The organism is Priestia koreensis, from assembly GCF_001274935.1.
Taxonomy (GTDB): domain Bacteria; phylum Bacillota; class Bacilli; order Bacillales; family Bacillaceae_H; genus Bacillus_AG; species Bacillus_AG koreensis.
In genome coordinates this window covers 354,767-371,580 of sequence record NZ_LILC01000013.1, presented here as the reverse complement: position 1 = coordinate 371,580, position 16,814 = coordinate 354,767, and the positions used below count along the sequence as shown (strand labels likewise).

Annotated in this window: 18 protein-coding genes and 1 riboswitch; of the genes, 16 read left to right on the top strand and 2 right to left on the bottom strand. The window is 43.4% G+C overall.

Going from position 1 to position 16,814, the window contains the following annotated elements; all coding sequences use genetic code 11:
* Positions 1-39: 39 nt before the first annotated feature.
* The gene (locus tag AMD01_RS11035) at positions 40-1,467 is read right to left on the bottom strand and encodes a cryptochrome/photolyase family protein (RefSeq protein ID WP_053401456.1); all 1,428 of its coding nucleotides are present in this window, start codon (positions 1,465-1,467) and stop codon (positions 40-42) included.
* Positions 1,468-1,644: 177 nt separating this feature from the next.
* On the opposite strand from AMD01_RS11035, the gene AMD01_RS24105 reads away from it, so the two are divergent.
* Both AMD01_RS24105 and AMD01_RS11025 read left to right on the top strand, forming a co-directional pair.
* The gene (locus tag AMD01_RS24105) at positions 1,645-2,754 is read left to right on the top strand and encodes a mediator complex subunit 15 domain-containing protein (protein ID WP_053401455.1); all 1,110 of its coding nucleotides are present in this window, start codon (positions 1,645-1,647) and stop codon (positions 2,752-2,754) included.
* A 160-nt stretch (positions 2,755-2,914) separates the two neighbouring features.
* On the top strand, positions 2,915-3,607 hold the full coding sequence (locus AMD01_RS11025; RefSeq protein WP_053401454.1) for a copper homeostasis protein CutC: 693 nt from the start codon (positions 2,915-2,917) through the stop codon (positions 3,605-3,607).
* 32 nt (positions 3,608-3,639) lie between these two features.
* Here the strand turns inward: AMD01_RS11025 and AMD01_RS11020 are convergent, their stop codons facing one another.
* Positions 3,640-4,440 carry a MurR/RpiR family transcriptional regulator gene (locus AMD01_RS11020; RefSeq protein ID WP_053401453.1) on the bottom strand — a complete coding sequence of 267 codons (801 nt, stop codon included), beginning with the start codon at positions 4,438-4,440 and terminating at the stop codon, positions 3,640-3,642.
* Between the two features lie 312 nt (positions 4,441-4,752).
* On the opposite strand from AMD01_RS11020, the gene gntK reads away from it, so the two are divergent.
* From gntK to AMD01_RS10950, 14 genes are all read left to right on the top strand, one after another.
* Positions 4,753-6,303: a gluconokinase gene (gene gntK / locus AMD01_RS11015; protein WP_342666980.1), complete on the top strand. Its 1,551-nt coding sequence runs from the start codon at positions 4,753-4,755 to the stop codon at positions 6,301-6,303.
* Positions 6,304-6,530: 227 nt separating this feature from the next.
* Positions 6,531-6,935: a MerR family transcriptional regulator gene (locus AMD01_RS11010; protein WP_053401452.1), complete on the top strand. Its 405-nt coding sequence runs from the start codon at positions 6,531-6,533 to the stop codon at positions 6,933-6,935.
* 23 nt (positions 6,936-6,958) lie between these two features.
* Positions 6,959-8,113, top strand: coding sequence for an MFS transporter (locus AMD01_RS11005; RefSeq protein WP_281176877.1), 1,155 nt, complete (start codon positions 6,959-6,961; stop codon positions 8,111-8,113).
* Between the two features lie 136 nt (positions 8,114-8,249).
* The gene (locus AMD01_RS11000; RefSeq protein ID WP_245638931.1) at positions 8,250-9,521 is read left to right on the top strand and encodes a M20 family metallo-hydrolase; all 1,272 of its coding nucleotides are present in this window, start codon (positions 8,250-8,252) and stop codon (positions 9,519-9,521) included.
* 153 nt (positions 9,522-9,674) lie between these two features.
* A complete protein-coding gene (locus tag AMD01_RS10995) occupies positions 9,675-9,992 on the top strand; it encodes a thioredoxin family protein (protein WP_053401449.1) in 318 nt (105 codons plus the stop codon).
* A 111-nt stretch (positions 9,993-10,103) separates the two neighbouring features.
* Complete coding sequence (locus AMD01_RS10990; RefSeq protein ID WP_157052722.1) at positions 10,104-10,502, top strand: GNAT family N-acetyltransferase; 399 nt, start codon at positions 10,104-10,106, stop codon at positions 10,500-10,502.
* A gap of 7 nt (positions 10,503-10,509) precedes the next feature.
* Positions 10,510-10,692, top strand: coding sequence for a hypothetical protein (locus AMD01_RS10985; protein ID WP_053401447.1), 183 nt, complete (start codon positions 10,510-10,512; stop codon positions 10,690-10,692).
* Positions 10,693-10,908: 216 nt separating this feature from the next.
* A riboswitch (cobalamin riboswitch) is annotated at positions 10,909-11,093 on the top strand.
* Between the two features lie 125 nt (positions 11,094-11,218).
* Positions 11,219-12,184 carry an ABC transporter substrate-binding protein gene (locus AMD01_RS10980; protein WP_053401446.1) on the top strand — a complete coding sequence of 322 codons (966 nt, stop codon included), beginning with the start codon at positions 11,219-11,221 and terminating at the stop codon, positions 12,182-12,184.
* 1 nt (position 12,185) lies between these two features.
* Positions 12,186-12,911, top strand: coding sequence for an adenosylcobinamide amidohydrolase (locus AMD01_RS10975; RefSeq protein ID WP_245638930.1), 726 nt, complete (start codon positions 12,186-12,188; stop codon positions 12,909-12,911).
* Complete coding sequence (cbiB, locus tag AMD01_RS10970) at positions 12,902-13,897, top strand: adenosylcobinamide-phosphate synthase CbiB (protein WP_053401445.1); 996 nt, start codon at positions 12,902-12,904, stop codon at positions 13,895-13,897. The genes AMD01_RS10975 and cbiB overlap by 10 nt, the downstream gene beginning before the upstream one ends.
* On the top strand, positions 13,872-14,951 hold the full coding sequence (gene cobD, locus AMD01_RS10965) for a threonine-phosphate decarboxylase CobD (RefSeq protein WP_053401444.1): 1,080 nt from the start codon (positions 13,872-13,874) through the stop codon (positions 14,949-14,951). Before cbiB ends, cobD begins: the two co-directional genes overlap by 26 nt.
* On the top strand, positions 14,938-15,489 hold the full coding sequence (locus AMD01_RS10960) for a bifunctional adenosylcobinamide kinase/adenosylcobinamide-phosphate guanylyltransferase (protein ID WP_053401443.1): 552 nt from the start codon (positions 14,938-14,940) through the stop codon (positions 15,487-15,489). Before cobD ends, AMD01_RS10960 begins: the two co-directional genes overlap by 14 nt.
* The gene (gene cobS, locus AMD01_RS10955; protein WP_053401442.1) at positions 15,486-16,259 is read left to right on the top strand and encodes an adenosylcobinamide-GDP ribazoletransferase; all 774 of its coding nucleotides are present in this window, start codon (positions 15,486-15,488) and stop codon (positions 16,257-16,259) included. Before AMD01_RS10960 ends, cobS begins: the two co-directional genes overlap by 4 nt.
* Positions 16,217-16,810 (top strand): histidine phosphatase family protein, encoded by a 594-nt coding sequence (locus AMD01_RS10950; protein WP_053401441.1) that lies wholly within the window; start codon positions 16,217-16,219, stop codon positions 16,808-16,810. Before cobS ends, AMD01_RS10950 begins: the two co-directional genes overlap by 43 nt.
* The last annotated feature ends 4 nt before the right edge of the window (positions 16,811-16,814 follow it).

Below are 16,814 nucleotides of genomic sequence, written 5' to 3'. Positions count from 1 at the left end.
AAGAAAAATTTATTAATAATTGTCAATTCTAGAGGACGTTTATTTAATTTCGTCGTAGTGCTCAAGCGCTCGTTCCCGTGCTGATTTATGATCCACAATTGGTTTTGGATAATTCTTTCCAAGTGATACTTCAGCCTTCTTGAGTATTTCATCAGAAGCTTCCCAAGGTTTGTGAATGTATTTTGTTGGGAGCTTCGCCAGTTCAGGTATCCACTTTTTAATATACTCGCCGTCTTCATCAAATCGTTCCGCTTGAGTGGTAGGATTAAATATTCGAAAATAAGGAGCTGCATCAGCACCGCTTCCGGCAACCCATTGCCAGCCCATCGTATTGTTAGCAAGATCTGCATCCACGAGCGTATCCCAAAACCATTCCGAACCCTTTTGCCATGGAAGAAGGAGATGCTTGACTAAAAAGGATGCCGCCACCATTCGTACGCGGTTATGCATGACACCTGTTTCCCACAGTTCTCTCATTCCTGCATCAACAAGAGGATAGCCGGTTTTTCCTTTTGTCCATGCCTTAAAATCTTTCTTGCTTTGCTTCCATTTAAAATGAGTGAACTTTTCATTCAAAGGCTTTCGAACGGTATGTGGGAAGAAGTAAAGCAGGTGATAAGAGAATTCTCTCCACACAAGCTGGCGTAGAAAGGCGGAAATTTGTTTCTCAACGTTCGCTGATTGCAGTGACTCGCTTTTCTCTAACAAGTACTGATAAATATAGCGGCTAGAGATCTGACCGAATGCAAGATAGGGCGATAGATTTGAAATACTTTCTTCAGCAGGCACGTCGCGACCATCCTCGTAATTACGCAGGCGATGTTTGACAAAGTGCTTAAAGGTTTCCCATGCGCCTTTTTCAGACACGTCCCACTTCTTTTCCATTCCGCTTGTCCAATCAATCGTTGGAAGAAGGGAAAGCTCATCAATTTTCAGAGAATCCTTATCCATCTGAAAACTTTTAAGGCTCCGTATTTTTTTAGTCGCTTTCGGCACTTCTTTTTGACGAAAAGATTTATAAAAAGGGGTAAATACTTTGTAGGGATCACCGTTTTCTTTTGTTGTCTCCTGTGGAGGAAGGATTAGGTGACCTTCAAATGTTTGAACGTCGATGCCCAATTCCTTCATTTTTTTTATTAGTTGCTCATCTTGCTCCATTACATGTGGTTCGTAGCGCTTATTGAAGTAAAGAGCGTCAATTTCTTCTGACTGAACCATTTTCTTCAGGATATCAATTGTATTTCCTTTATAAATATGAAGGGGAGCTTCAAGATTTTGCAGACTGTTTGTTAAATCTTCAAGAGCATAGTGAAGCCACCACTTGCTAGCGCCGCCGAGTGACCAGTCGCCGTGCTCATCGTAAATATAAATAGGGGCAACCGTCCCGTCATGATGAGCCTGGGTAAGGGCAGGGTTGTCGGTAATGCGAAAGTCTTTTCGAAACAGAACCATAATTTTTTTCATCATTGGCTCCTTTCCTCTTTTATTTCCTATTAGTATGAGCCTCATGATATGAAAAATAAAAAGGAAAGACAACGTTTAATGTGCTACTGAAGAAAGCGCCTAATTTCGGTTGGACTAATTCCTAATGAAGGACACGGTGAATAGGCTACAGTGTAGTACAGTACTGGAAGGGGTCTAATAATGAGACGTAAAAAAAACAAACAAAATCAAAATCAAATGATGCAGGGAAATCCTTACTACGGATATCCTGATCAGTCGTCTATGTTTCCGGGCTCTTGCTCAACGGGAACATGTCAAACAAATCCGATGGGTGGATATCCAGGCATGATGCCAGGGATGGAACATGGAATGGGCGGACAGCCGATGTCAGGAATGGGTCAAGGAATGGGCGGATACCCAGGCATGATGCCAGGGATGGAACATGGAATGGGCGGATATCCAGGCATGATGCCAGGGATGGAACATGGAATGGGCGGACAGCCGATGATGCCAGGAATGGGTCAAGGAATGGGCGGATACCCAGGTATGATGCCAGGGATGGAACACGGAATGGGCGGATACCCAGGTATGATGCCAGGGATGGAACACGGAATGGGCGGATACCCAGGTATGATGCCAGGGATGGAACATGGAATGGGCGGATACCCAGGTATGATGCCAGGGATGGAACATGGAATGGGCGGATACCCAGGTATGATGCCAGGGATGGAACACGGAATGGGCGGCCAGCCAATGATGCCAGGAATGGGTCAAGGAATGAGCGGCCAGCCAATGATGCCAGGAATGGGTCAAGGAATGAGCGGCCAGCCAATGATGCCAGGAATGGGTCAAGGAATGAGCGGCCAGCCAATGATGCCAGGAATGGGTCAAGGAATGAGCGGCCAGCCAATGATGCCAGGAATGGGTCAAGGAATGAGCGGCCAGCCAATGATGCCAGGAATGGGTCAAGGAATGAGCGGCCAGCCAATGATGCCAGGAATGGGTCAAGGAATGAGCGGCCAGCCAATGATGCCAGGAATGGGTCAAGGAATGAGCGGCCAGCCAATGATGCCAGGAATGGGTCAAGGCATGGGTGGCCAGCCGATGATGCCAGGAATGGATCAGGGAATGAGCGGCCAGCCAATGATGCCAGGAATGGGTCAAGGCATGGGTGGCCAGCCAATGATGCCAGGAATGGGTCAAGGCATGGGTGGCCAGCCAATGATGAATCAAGGAATGCCAAGCGGTTCTACCGGCCAAATGTCCAATTATCCTTCTCAAGGAACGCCGAATACCAATAGATGGTATTAATGCAAACGTCACAAAACAGAACATAATGACGAAAGATATGACCATGAACGTGTTTCAATGTTGAAACACGTTTTTAGTGATCATACATCCTCGAAAATATATGGAGCAATATGTTCGTTTAAAAAACAGAGAGAGAATTAGTTCAAGAAAGGGTGATAGCATGATTTTAGAAATTGGCGCAACAACGTTATTGGATGCCATTTTAGCTGAAGAAAATGGTGCAGATCGCATCGAATTATCATCTGGTATGGTAGATGGAGGGTATACCCCTAGTTACGGATTAATGGAAAAAGTGATGGAACAGGTGAAAATCCCTGTACATATCGTGGTTCGTCCGCACAACCAAACATTTGTATATAATAAAGACGATCTTGATACGATGCGAAGAGATATACAATTGGCGAAAGAGCTCGGAGTAAAGGGAATCATTATCGGGTGTCTAACAGAAGAAAAAGAAATTGATGTTCATGTCCTAAGTCAGCTTCTTTCGGAAGCAGATGGCCTAGACGTAACATTTAGTCACGCATTTGACCAAGTGCGCGATCAAGAAGAAGCCTTAGAAGCGCTTCAGCACTTTCCGCAAATCAAACGAGTAACAACATCAGGATCGGATAAAACGGCGCTAGCGGGAATTCCGCAGATTAAAAAATTATTACGACGACTACAAGGTCAACCGTTGACTCTTGTGGGAAGCAAGGGATTAAAGCCAGAAAACATGAAGCCGTTTTTAGAGGTCACAAAATTAACAGAAGTACGCTTAGGTGCAGGAGTACGCGTGAATTGTCAATATACCCAGCCGATTAACCCTAAAAGTGTACAAGCTGCTAGACAGCTATGTGATAAGCTCAAATAAAAGCACGTGGCCTGCGCGCCACGTGCTTTTATTTAATAAGAGGACAAAACGGCATCCTTCGCCATCATCACTTTTGTATAAAGTGTGTGAACAAGACATAGCTGTGAGATTTGCGTCGTCCATTCTTCATGAACACCTTGATTCCCAACAGGTGACGTAAACAACGAAACAGTGGCGCATTGACTTAAGTTGTTTTTTCCATATTCGGTTATGCTTAAAATTGGCACACGGCGTTCGCGTAAAATGCTGGTAATACTCATTAGCTGGTCGTCAATCGGACCTGCTGAGATAACACAAGCAACGTCCGTTTCCTTTAGCTGAAAGGCAGCTCGGTGCTGTACTTGAAAATCCAAGTAAGCGTTAGAAGAGATTCCCGTATTTAAAAATTTGTGATGCGCGTCAAGTGCAATAACGGATGAAGCGCCATTTCCATAAAACGCAATATGTGTTGAATCTGCTAATAGAGACACGGCTGTTAAAATCTTGTTCTCATCCATCATAGTGAGCGTATTTTGGAGTTGCTGAATACTTGAAGAAAAAATTTGCGTCACTGAGGCATCTTCAGCAATCTGTTCCTCTTCCTGATGAGAGAGTTTGCGAATGTCTGAGGCAAGCGCAATTTTTAATGCTTGATATCCTTTAAAGCCAATATGTTTTGTAAAGCGGGTAATTGTTGCTTCAGATATAAATAGTCGCTCTGCTAGCTGACTAATCGAATCGTGAATCATTTGATCAGGTGCTTGAATTAAATAATTCGCGACCTTTTTTTCCTTTTCACTAAAACCAGGAAACATTACTTTCACTTTTTGAATAACAGACTGCGTATAATCCATGCTCATCCATCCCCCATGAAATCTCTTACTTATAACCATACCATATTTTGAAAGCGTTTTCCTTATTTGGTTTCACGGGGATTTATTGTGAACGAAGCAGGATCATCATTTCCTGTTCAGTTTTTACACTTTCTAGCATCGATAAGGAGAAGAGTGCGACAACACTTTAAGAGGGCATATCGGTTGTGTTCGGTGAAGATTAAGCGTAGGGTTTTAACTAGACGTTTTTATCCCGACGCATAAAGGGGATAGAGTTCAATAAATAACAAATTCTAAACGTAACAATGAAATCGTAAAGGGTTGGTGAGAAGAATGAATCAATATATGATCGGAGTGGATATTGGGACAACCAGTACAAAGGCTGTTCTGTTTACAACAAAAGGGGAAGTGTTGAATGTTCATCACGTCGAGTACCCCATGCATACGCCCACACCACATGTGGCAGAGCAAAATCCAAACGAAATATATGAAGCCGTCATCACATCGATTAATAACGTGATCGATCAATCACAGGTTAATCGAAGCCAGGTAGAGTTGGTTTCTTTCAGTTCCGCGATGCACAGCTTGATTGCTGTGGATCGCCATGGTAAACCGCTCACAAACTGCATCACGTGGGCGGATAACCGAGCTGCTAGTTATGCCGAACAGTTAAAAAGCACAGAGCAAGGACACGGAATTTATATGCGTACAGGAACGCCTATTCACCCTATGTCGCCGCTTTGCAAGCTCATGTGGCTAAAAGAAGAACAGCCTGAATTGCTTCAAAGTGAAAACAAGTTTATTTCGATTAAGGAATACGTGTTTTATCAATTGTTTGGGGAATACGTCATTGATTATTCTATTGCATCAGCTACAGGTATGTTTAATTTAGAACAGCTTGATTGGGATGAAGAAGCTCTTGCAGTAGCAGGAGTGTCTCGTGAACAGCTGTCTAACATTGTCCCGACAACACACTATTTAAAACTCCCAAATGATCCGCACGAATCTCCTCTTAATTTGCTGTCAGGGACACCGGTTGTTGTAGGCGCAAGCGATGGAGTACTATCTAATTTGGGGCTCGCAGCTCTGGATCCTGGTGTCGTTGCTGCGACCATTGGGACGAGCGGAGCGATCCGAACGGTTGTCGACAAGCCAGTTGTTGATCCGAAAGGACGCATGTTTTGCTATGCGCTGACAGATAAAAAATGGGTAATAGGAGGTCCTGTTAATAACGGTGGGATGATTTTACGCTGGGTGATGGAGGAGTTTGCAGCATCAGAAGTCGAAGCAGCCAATCGACTTGGCGTTAGTCCATATGAATTATTAATGGACATTGCTGAAAAAGTACCCGCTGGTTCAGACGGACTAATTTTTCATCCTTATTTATCAGGAGAACGTGCTCCTCTTTGGAACGCGAATGCAAGGGGCTCATTCTTTGGCCTTTCCTTGCATCATAAAAAAGAGCATTTCATTCGAGCTGCGCTAGAAGGAGTCATGTACAATTTGTATAGCGTTCTTCTTGCGCTTAAAGAACTTATTGGCACGCCTGGAGAAATTAAAGCCACAGGAGGATTTGCACGATCAAAATTGTGGCGACAAATTATGGCGGACGTTTTTAATACAAAGGTGGTCATTCCTGAAAGCTTTGAAAGCTCGTGCCTCGGTGCGACAATTTTAGGGTTATACGGATTAGGGAAAGTAGATTCGTTAGATGTAGTGAAAGAGATGGTCGGTCATACAAACGAGCACGTTCCGAACAAAGATAACGTTGATCTCTACCAAGAGCTTATGCCCATCTATATCCGCGTGGCAAGAGCCTTAGAAGACGAGTATACAAATATTACGGCGTTTCAAAAGAAGCATAGCAAAGAAAAAGACTATTAAGAAGCAGGCATTGACCTGTTTCTTTTTTTGGTTGCGATTAGGAACGTTTGTTCTTTTTTTATCATACCAAGGAATAAGGCAAATACCAATGAGTTCTCCCTCAACTTTTAAATGAAAAGGAAAAAAATACAATTCATACTCTTGACATTAACGTCAACGTTAAGTTAGAATAAGTATTATGAAGTTGACGTTAACGTAAAGGTCATTTAAATAGAGGAGGAGTGTGCATGACTCTGATTATGATTGATGAAGTAATGAAGCTAACAGGTTTGACGAAGCGTGCCATTCGTTATTACGAAGAAATTGGACTGATTAAACCACCGCAGCGGACAAAAGGTAACATCCGTCAATATACGGAAGAAGAAGTATCAGCTTTAAAAAAAGTTGTGGAAGCAAAAGAAGTGCTAGGTTTTTCCTTACAGGAGTTACAGCACTTTATGGAACTAAAAGAAACGATTGAACGTGATCAAGCACAAGGTCGTCTAGAGCTAAAAGAGCTTGAGCATTTTGAAGAAGCTGTGGAAGAACAGCTGGATATGATTCATAAGAAAATCAAAAGCATGATGCTATTTCAACAAGAGCTTCAAGAACTTCTCGAGAAAACGAAAAGAGTTAAAACTGAGCAATATTAAGGGGAGGAACTAAAGTGGGAGACATTAGCCCAACAAGTAAACGTGCCAAATGGATTACGGTTTTTGCGACATTTCTAGCTTTTATGGGAATCGGAGTGGTAGACCCTATTTTACCAGAGATCGCAAAGCAAATTGGAGCTACACATTGGCAGGTCGAAATGCTGTTTACGGCCTACATATTTACGATGGCGATTATGATGATACCAGCAGGATTACTTGCAGCTAAGTTTGGGGATAAAAAATTAATGGTGGTCGGATTGGCGATCGTATCAGTGTTCGCTATTTCATGCGGATTATCAAATACGATACCAGAACTATCCATTTTCCGTGCAGGCTGGGGACTTGGAAACTCTTTATTCTTCGCCACTGCGATGACGCTTCTAATTGCGCTTAGTGGGGAAGTGAAATCAGCCGTTGGTTTGTACGAAGCGGCTATTGGTCTTGGAATGGCCGGTGGACCTTTATTAGGAGGCGTACTTGGGGCTCATTCTTGGCGCTTTCCGTTTTTTGCAACAGGCGTTTTAATTGTACTGGCCTTTATTCTTGTGACGGTGTTTGTCAAACAACCGCAGAGTGCTGAAAAACGAAAACCAGCAACGATTAAGGACATGGGTCAACTGTTTAAATACAAGCCCTTCTTATCTGGTGCGCTTTCAGGAATGTTTTATTACTACGGTTTTTTCACAGTGCTTGCGTATTCACCACTTGTGCTACCGTTATCAGCTTATGAAATTGGATTTGTTTTCTTTGCGTGGGGTCTTTGCCTTGCTTACGGCTCGGCTGGATTATCACATCAGCTTGAAAAACGTTTTCAACCGCGTCAATTACTCTATGGAAGCTTACTCATTTTTGGTCTTATTTTAGTTCTCCTATTTGCAATCCATATTGTATGGCTACAGGTTGTGTTAATTGTCGCATCTGGTCTTCTATGCGGATTAAACAATGCGCTATTTACAAGCTATGTAATGGGCATCTCTCCGTATCCACGACCAATCACTTCAGGTGGCTATAATTTCGTCCGCTGGTTAGGGGCAGCGTTTGCACCTTTATTATCAGGGATTATTGGACATAATGCACCACAATTACCGTTTTTAGTAGGCGGTGTAATCGTGGTAGTAGGGATTGTTTTCCTTCTACTACCTGTTAAACATCAAAAGGAATTGTTGCATCAAGCATAAGAAGCGGGGCCATATGGCCTCGCTTTTTTACGTTTTGTCCATTCTAATACGAAAAGTAGTGAATGTTTGTGTATTGCAGGAGGGCCTTCGTTTCGTCAAGATAGAACTATAAACGTAGTGAATGGAGGTAAATGGAATGTTAGTGAACCAAAATCGAATTCAAAATAGACTTGAACAGCTTGCTGTAATTGGGAAAATTGGCGAGACGGGTGTATGCAGGCTTGCCCATTCGAAGGAAGATCGTGAGGCGGTCGATTTATTTCGCACGTGGATGGATGAGGCAGGCTTTGAAACGGAAATTGACTGCTTTGGAAACCTTGTTGGAAAGCTTCAGGGAACGGATCCAAGTGCGCCTCTCCTCGTAATAGGATCGCATCTAGATTCACAGCCGTACGGTGGAAGATTTGACGGGGCGGCAGGGTGTGTGGCAGCCTTAGAAGTTGCTCAAACGTTAAAAGAAAACGATCAGCGCTTGGTTCACGGTTTTCATCTCATTTGCTTTTCTGATGAAGAAGGATCGCGCTTTGCGAAAGGATTATTTGGTTCAAAGGGCTTGCTTGGAATGCTTAAAAAAGATGACTTGGAGCGGCAGGATAAAAACGGTATGACGAGAAGAGAAGCGCTACAAGAGTTTGGGGTTAATCCTTTAGACATTTCGTATGAAGGGGTATATAAAGCACAAGACCTACTCGCCTTTTTAGAGTTACATATTGAACAGGGACCCATTTTAGATAAGTCAAATGAACCGATTGGGATCGTAACAGGAATTTCTGGGCCGCTATGGCTTACCGTTACGTTAGAAGGGAAAGCAGGGCATACGGGTTCCGTTCCGATGTCTCTTCGTCAAGATGCGCTAGTAGGAGCTGCTGAAATCGTCGGAGCTATTCGTGAAACGGTCACACGAGACCCTGAGGCTAAAACGATTGGCTCTGTTGGGAGTCTGAGGGTATTTCCAGACTCACGAAACATCATTCCGGAAAAAGTAACGTTCACGGTGGATTTGCGGGATATTGACCTCGAACGCCGAAATGAGTGTGAAGAAATCATCATGGCAAAAATAAAAGACGTCTGTCAAAAGCATCATCTCACTTATGATGTTTCAGAAGATACGCGCAGCGATCCGAAATATTGTGCCGATTGGATTAAAGATGCAATGCGTGAAGAAGCGAAGAAAATGAACGTGACAGCACCTGAGATTATGAGCGGCCCGTTTCATGATGCGATCACCTTTTCAGAGGTATGTGACTACGGCATGATTTTTATTCGCTGCAAGGACGGTATTAGTCATCATCCAGATGAATTTTCTACCTATGCCGATATTGCCCTTGGAACAGAGCTTTTGTATCATACAGCATTAAAAATCGGCAGCGGTGCGTATAAAAAAGCAGCTGAGACCACGATAAAATAGCGAGCGATAAGCGGCTTACGACTCTTTTTCGTAAAAAACGAAGAAGAGTCGTAAGTCTTTTTGTATTCTTTCGGTTTTTTTGAGCAAATTTGCCCAATCTATACCGCTTTTCTTGTATAATCGCAAGTAGAAGAATGACGAGGAGGATTTTACATGAAACAAATTACAGCAGAATCTGAATTTCGCGAGCAAATCCAAAAGGACGAGCTTAGCGTAGGAATTTTTACAACAACATGGTGCCCAGATTGCAAACGTTTGGACATGTTCATTGACGAAGTGCTAGAAGAAAACAAAGACAAAGCTTGGTTCAAAGTCGATAAGGACGAATTCGAAGCTCTATCAGAGGAAAATCAAGTAATGGGAATTCCATCACTACTTGTGTACCGAAACGGTGAGAAGCTTGCACACCTACACAGTGCAAACGCAAAAACACCTGAAGCAATAAAAGAATTTTTAAATACAGTGAAGTAATCGTGAAAAGCCTGCTTTCTCTTTAAAGAGAAAGCAGGCTTTTTTTATGTTCTAGCGAATTGGGTATGTAAAACGTTGAGAAGAGGTTGAACGGTGAAAAAAGAAATTATCATGACTGCTGAACATCCAGATGATTTTGCGCAGCTTGAAAAATTATATGAAGATTTAGGCTGGAATTCTTTGCATCTGACCGTAGCAGAGCTAGAAGCAATGTGCAAGCAAAGCTGGTATGTCGTCTATGCCTTTGATGAAGGGGTGTTAGTAGGGACAGGTAGAGTCATCTCAGACGGTGTTATTACAGGAACAATCTGTGGAGTAGGAGTCGCACCTGCCTATCAAAAAAGAGGGATTGGTCAAAAGATCATGGAAAAAATCGTTACGTACTGCGAACAACATAGGGTCATTCCGCAACTCTTTTGTGACGAAAAGCTTGAATCCTATTATCAAAAGCATGGTTTTCATACTTTTACTATTGGCATGAAGAAAGATCGATCGTTGTTAGGACTATAAAGTATAGGTGGAAGATTCGTCAACGGATAAGAAAATTGATCGAGTCGAAAAACTCATTCAGAGTAATAAAAAAGATTTAAACAGCGCCATGAACGTGTACAACAATAAAATCGCAAAACAGGAAAAGGTACTAACAGAAGCCAAGAAAGCGCGAGAACAAGCGAAGCAGGTAAGCGATACGACACAATGACAAAATAAAAAAATAGGCCTCTATTTGAACGCTATGGACAAACAGAGACGCTTCATAAGTTGTGGCACCATATATTTGGAAGGGACATATGATGCATTCACTGTATCATACGCTTCTTTTCTTCTCTACTTCTTTGTAAGAAGGGCTGACTTTCTATTTTGGTTGTAATCACATATTCCCATTTTCCTTCATATGAGCTATACTGAGAAAGGAAATTACATACATAGTCGATAAGGTCCTCAATCAAGTTTGAGGTGAAAAGGGAAGCTTGGTGAAATTCCAGCACGGTCCCGCCACTGTAAGCATATATACACTGCAAAAGCCACTGTCCAAAAAGATGGGAAGGCGTAGTGTTGAAATTGTATGCGAGTCAGGAGACCTGCCTTATTGAAATCTGTGTAGCCTTCGAGGAAAGGTGAAGCGGTATTGAGACGTCTTTGTGTTAACCGTAACAAAATAAGATGATGTTTCACGCCGACTTTGCTTTTATTGAAGCAAAGTTTTTTTATGTTGAGGAGGAAACCGAATGTTCAAGAAGTTCAAAGTGTATGCTCTTGCTCTATTCCTCGTCGCGTTTTTAGCGGCATGTGGAAATAGTGGACAAGATGCATCACCGAAGAAAGACAGTGGAGATCAAAAACAGGAGCAAGCCTTTCCACTTACAAAAAAGGATGCTGCTGGAAATGAAATCACGTTAAAGAAGAAGCCGACGAAAATTATATCGCTAATGCCAAGTAATACGGAGATTTTATTTGCTCTTGGTTTAGATAAAGAAGTAGCTGGTGTAACAACAAATGATACATATCCAGAAGCGGCAACAAAGAAAGAAAAAGTAGGGGACATGAACGTCAACGTCGAGAAAATCATTTCTATGCAGCCTGACCTCGTTCTTGCACAAGGTTCTAGCATGGGGATGTCTGGTGAAGCCTACAAGCAGCTTGGGGATGCAGGTGTTCCTGTATTTGTCGTGGAAGAAGCGAAAAGCTTTGATCAAGTGTACGATACAATCGAAACGGTTGGTGAGCTGACAGGGAAAGAAAAAGAAGCAAGTAACATTGTGGATGATATGAAGCAAGATGTGAAGGATGTTAAAGACAAAGCGTCATCGATTAAAAAAGAAGATCGTAAAAAAGTGTGGGTAGAAGTTTCAGGTCCACCTGAAATCTACACAACTGGTAAAGGAACATTCATGGATGAAATGCTGTCTACGATTGGTGCTGATAACGTAGCCGGTGATCAAGAGGGCTGGGTCAAGCTATCCGAAGAAAAAGCCGTTCAGCTTAATCCAGATGCGATTATTACGACTTATGGCGCTAATACAAAAGGGGCAGTTGAGCAGCTGTTGAGTCGTCCGGCATGGAAGAACGTAACGGCTGTTAAAGATAAAGCCGTTACGGATGTAGACGGTGACCTTGTAACGAGACCAGGACCTCGTTTAGCAGAAGGGCTAAAGGAAATTGCGAAAGCCGTCTATCCAGATGTATATAAATGAGATGAATGAACAAAAAGAAACGGCTACAATCCGAAAAGGAGGTAGCCCCTTTTTGTATATAAAGGAAGATGAAGCGGCTTCCTTATTAGTGATGAAAACACCGCACCTCTTCAAAAGCTACAGTTCTGGCGTGCTGGGCGGTGGGATGACGGTAACAGATACGTTTTATAATCGATATGTCGATAAGAAGTACCGCTGTGACGATCCTTCTATTGAATATCAAACATTCTTACAAGAAAATAAGTACAGTTATGATGAAGTGGTCGGGCTTATGACGTCCGTCTTTCTTTGTGACAGAGCTGTTTATACATACAATGATCATGGATTAACCATCACGGCTGTTATAACTGCAGGGGTGGGAAACGCAGTAGATATCGTATCTGGCATGCGGACACCTTACGATGCAGCGCCAGGAACGATTAATATGTTCTTTTATGTAGATGGAAACTTAACAGACTCAGCCTTTTTACACGGCATTCAGGCAGCGACGGAAGCAAAAACAAAAACGCTCGGCGATTTGAGTGTTCTTGATGCGGTTTCAAAAACGAAGGCGACAGGGACGTCTACAGATAGCATTTGTATTGCGGCAAGTCAAACAGGGAAGCACTGTGAATACGGAGGATCATTGACAGCTCTTGGTCAGGGTATCGGAAAGCTTGTGCAAGTGAGCTTACTTGATGCTCTTCAAAAGTACGAGCGAAGAAAGGAAGAGCGTCGATGGATGTAACACAGATTAGTATGTTCATCATTTATCATCTTGTGGCCATGACAGGCGCACTCGTGCTGGATATGATCATCGGAGATCCCGAACATTGGCCGCATCCTGTTCGATGGTTTGGCAATTGGATTGCGTTTCTCGAGAAGCGTTTAAATAGAGGAAACGGTAGGCAAAGAAAAGGATTTGTCGTCGTACTATCGATGCTTGTTTGGACGATTGGGATAGGGGGCATGGTCGTTTATACCGCTTATCATGTTCATCCCTATATCGGAGTTGCAGTGGAGGCGTTGCTTATCGCCCCAACAATTGCAACTAAGTCGTTAGCGGATGCAGCGATTAAGGTATTACGTCCGCTGACAGAGGGAGAAATAGAGCGTGCTAGGTACGAAGTCGGAATGATTGTGGGACGGGATACGGATCAGCTTAACGAAGGTGAAATTGCCCGGGCAACGGTTGAAACAGTTGCTGAAAATACAAGCGATGGGATTACCGCTCCTTTACTGTTTGCCTTGATAGGAGGCGCTCCGCTCGCACTTTTTTACCGAGCCATTAATACGTGTGACTCGATGGTTGGATATAAAAACGATTGTTACGGAGAATTTGGCTATGCAAGCGCAAAAACAGATGATCTTTTAAACTATGTACCTAGTAGACTGACTGCGTTTGCTATGCTAATCGCAAATCGGTCGTATGATCATCTGTCGTTTCGAGCGCTTTGGCAATTAATGAAACGAGATGCAAGAAAACACCCAAGCCCAAATAGCGGCTACGGAGAAAGTGCCATGGCGGCTCTTCTTGGTATTCGTCTTGGTGGCCTAAATATGTATAAAGGCATACCGTCTCATCGTCCAGAAATCGGTGATGCAAAACAGCCGTTAACAAGTGCACACATCAAACAATCGGTAGCTGTGATGAGGAGAACGGTTTTTGCGTATTGGTTTTTATTATGTGTTATAGGAGGCGTCATTATTGTCATTACCTACCCATGGGGCTAATCCTCATTACTTTTTAGAAAAATTAGGCGTTCGTACCGAAAAAGATGTAGTGGACTTTAGCGTGAACACAAATCCGCTTGGAAGTATTTTAGATCAGCATAGCCTTCAGCTTCAGAATCTGATGATGAATTATCCGGATCCAAACGTAACCGCTCTTCGGCAAAAGCTTGGGGAAGCGTATGGCGTTTCGTCCCGTCAAGTCCTCGTTACAAACGGAGCGGCGGAAGCTTTTTTTCTCATCGCCGCGCATTTTGCTGGGAAAAAAGCTTTGCTGCTTCAGCCTACGTTTGTTGAATACCAAGAGGCTTGTGAGGCGTTTCAATGTGAGGTGCACTCTTTGCAGCTAAAAGAAGAGGGAAATTGGACGTGGCCATTTGAGGAATTAATGGATCTGATGCCGTCTATGGACATCGTCTGGATCTGCCACCCTAATAATCCAACCGGAATGCTGTACCCAAACGAGCAGTGGGAGCTTCTGCTTCAAAAAGCCAAGCAACACGACGTTACGGTTGTGATTGACGAAGCGTTTTTTGATTTTACAGAGAGAGCGATGCGCTTTGAGCCTTACGTAAACGATTATCCCGTCATTATTGTTCGCTCCATGACCAAAATGTTTCATATCGCAGGCATTCGCTTAGGCTATATTCTTGCGGCACCTTCTCTTATCACAGCTCTTTCTATGAAACAACCACCGTGGAGCGTAAACGGTGTTGCCCAACAGGTTGGTGAAGTTTGCTTAGAAAATGACGAATTTGTTCGCGAAACCGTCCAATTTGTTGGTCAGGAGCGGGAGTGGGTGCAAAAGGAGCTTCATGCACTAGGCTTGAGAACCTATCCATCGTTCACAAACTATTATTTATGTGAAATTCCAAAAGGATGGAACGGACGGGAGTGGATTTCTTATCTCGCAGCAGCAGGTGTGATTGTTCGTCATACGGAAAACTTTCAAGGGTTAGACGGGCGCTACATGCGTCTGGCTGTCAAAACGAGAAATGAGAATGAGAGATTACTTGCGGTATTTCGCGAAGGGATGGCACAGCGTGATCTTTGTTAGTGGAGGAGTACGCAGCGGAAAGTCCAAAAAAGCGGAAGAACTTGTTCAAAGATCGGAAGGTGAACGACACGTCTATATTGCGACAAGTCGTATAACCGACGGTGAAATGAGAGAGCGTGTTAATCTACATCAAAAAGCGAGAAGGGGTGCAAAACAACCGTGGGTGACAGTTGAACAAGTAAACAACTTTCATACGCTTCTCCCAAAGCTAAAGAAGACGGATGTCGTCTTAGTAGACTGTGCAACGAACTGGATGGCGAATGAGCTGTTTATTGATGCACAAAGCTGGGAGGATCATCAATTATGTCAGTCAATCGTAGAAAAAATGAAGCAGGATCTTCTCGCAATAAAATCGTCTGTAAAAGAGGTGGTGGTTGTTTCGAATGAATTATTTGAAGGAGACGTACCGGACGAAGCGACAGAGGTATACATGAGACTACTAGGTTCCTTTCATCAATTTCTCGTAGAGGAGTCTAGTACAGCAGGGGTGATGGAGTACGGTCTATTTAAGGTAAAAAAAGGGGATGTCGTGCTGTGAGGGAACTAGTAAACGTCATTCGTATTTCACTACAGTTCTTTACGATTCTCCCTGTTGCTAAAACAGTCGAATGGACCGAACGCCGTGTTGCCTCTTCGATTCTCGTCTTTCCATTTATCGGACTTGTAATCGGATTGTGTGAGTACGGTCTTTTCAGAGGAATGAGTGAGCTTTCGATTAGTGTAGCTGTACAGTCGATGCTGCTTGTTCTGTTGCCAATTGCTTTGACGGGTGGTCTCCATTTAGACGGGTGGATGGATGTAAGCGATGCGTATTTTTCAAGACGGCCAAAGGAGAAGCGCTTAGAAATTTTAAGTGACCCAAACATAGGGGCCTTCGCGGTTCTTTCGCTTCTCTTTTTACTGAGCTTGAGGTGGATGGCCATTCATGAACTGCTCCTTATCAAAGAGGTGCCGATCTCTATGTGGATGGTCGTTTCTTCTCTGCCGCGTTTATCTGCTGGATGGGTGCTAAGGGTGTCGCCGCTTGCAAAAGATACGGGGCTTGCTGCGTATTTTAAACAAGGATTTACGAAGCGAATTTCGGTCATATACATCGTTATTACCGTTCTCTTTACTGTGTACGCTTGTGTCGTTCATTTATGGCTGTCAGTCGTTATAACGCTTATTTTATGGACCATTACATTCATCTCCTGGTGCCGTAAGCAGTTTGGGGGGATCACGGGGGATATGATTGGTACGACCGTGGAAGGAGGGGTCACACTCACATGGATCAGCCTATGGTTATTACACTTATTCGTCACGGCTTAACCGAAAATAATCAAAAAAAACAGTACATTGGGTGGTCGGACCCTCCGCTATTAATATCGGAAGAAAAGCGAATTCGTCCCTATACGGAAAAAGTTGACTTGGTAGTTGGGAGCGATCTAACACGCTGCAAAGAGACGTCCAAGCTATTGCTTCCAAACCATTTGTACGTAGCGTCTGAAAAATGGCGCGAAATGAATTTTGGCGCTTGGGAAGAAAAAACGTATAATGAATTAAAAGAGCAAACGGCTTATCAAAACTGGTTGAATGATCCTTTTCACGCACCGGTTGAAGACGGTGAGTTATTTAGCACATTTAGCGAGCGAATTTGGCGCGCCTTTCATGAAAGTGTGGCAAAATTGAAAATGAATGGCGGAAGAAATTTAGTCATCGTTACGCACGGAGGGCCGATTCGCCTCGTTGCCTCAACATGTTCGGGTACCGCATTTTTTGATTGGAATGTCGCTCCCGGTGATGGGATCAGGCTGATTGGACAGGAAACAGATGAAAACACGTTTTCTGTTGAACCGTTTTTTGTACATAGTGAGGAGTGAACGC

Excerpts from the sequence above, each read along its gene's own strand:
- AMD01_RS10980 (WP_053401446.1), top strand. The coding sequence starts at position 11,219 with ATGTTCAAGAAGTTCAAAGTGTATGCTCTTGCTCTATTCCTCGTCGCG.
- AMD01_RS10995 (WP_053401449.1), top strand. The coding sequence starts at position 9,675 with ATGAAACAAATTACAGCAGAATCTGAATTTCGCGAGCAAATCCAAAAG.
- AMD01_RS11020 (WP_053401453.1), bottom strand. The coding sequence starts at position 4,440 with ATGGATTATACGCAGTCTGTTATTCAAAAAGTGAAAGTAATGTTTCCT.
- gntK (WP_342666980.1), top strand. The coding sequence starts at position 4,753 with ATGAATCAATATATGATCGGAGTGGATATTGGGACAACCAGTACAAAG.
- AMD01_RS10950 (WP_053401441.1), top strand. The coding sequence starts at position 16,217 with ATGGATCAGCCTATGGTTATTACACTTATTCGTCACGGCTTAACCGAA.
- AMD01_RS11000 (WP_245638931.1), top strand. The coding sequence starts at position 8,250 with ATGTTAGTGAACCAAAATCGAATTCAAAATAGACTTGAACAGCTTGCT.
- AMD01_RS10990 (WP_157052722.1), top strand. The coding sequence starts at position 10,104 with ATGACTGCTGAACATCCAGATGATTTTGCGCAGCTTGAAAAATTATAT.
- AMD01_RS10975 (WP_245638930.1), top strand. The coding sequence starts at position 12,186 with ATGAATGAACAAAAAGAAACGGCTACAATCCGAAAAGGAGGTAGCCCC.
- cbiB (WP_053401445.1), top strand. The coding sequence starts at position 12,902 with ATGGATGTAACACAGATTAGTATGTTCATCATTTATCATCTTGTGGCC.
- AMD01_RS11025 (WP_053401454.1), top strand. The coding sequence starts at position 2,915 with ATGATTTTAGAAATTGGCGCAACAACGTTATTGGATGCCATTTTAGCT.
- AMD01_RS24105 (WP_053401455.1), top strand. The coding sequence starts at position 1,645 with ATGAGACGTAAAAAAAACAAACAAAATCAAAATCAAATGATGCAGGGA.
- AMD01_RS11010 (WP_053401452.1), top strand. The coding sequence starts at position 6,531 with ATGACTCTGATTATGATTGATGAAGTAATGAAGCTAACAGGTTTGACG.
- AMD01_RS11035 (WP_053401456.1), bottom strand. The coding sequence starts at position 1,467 with ATGATGAAAAAAATTATGGTTCTGTTTCGAAAAGACTTTCGCATTACC.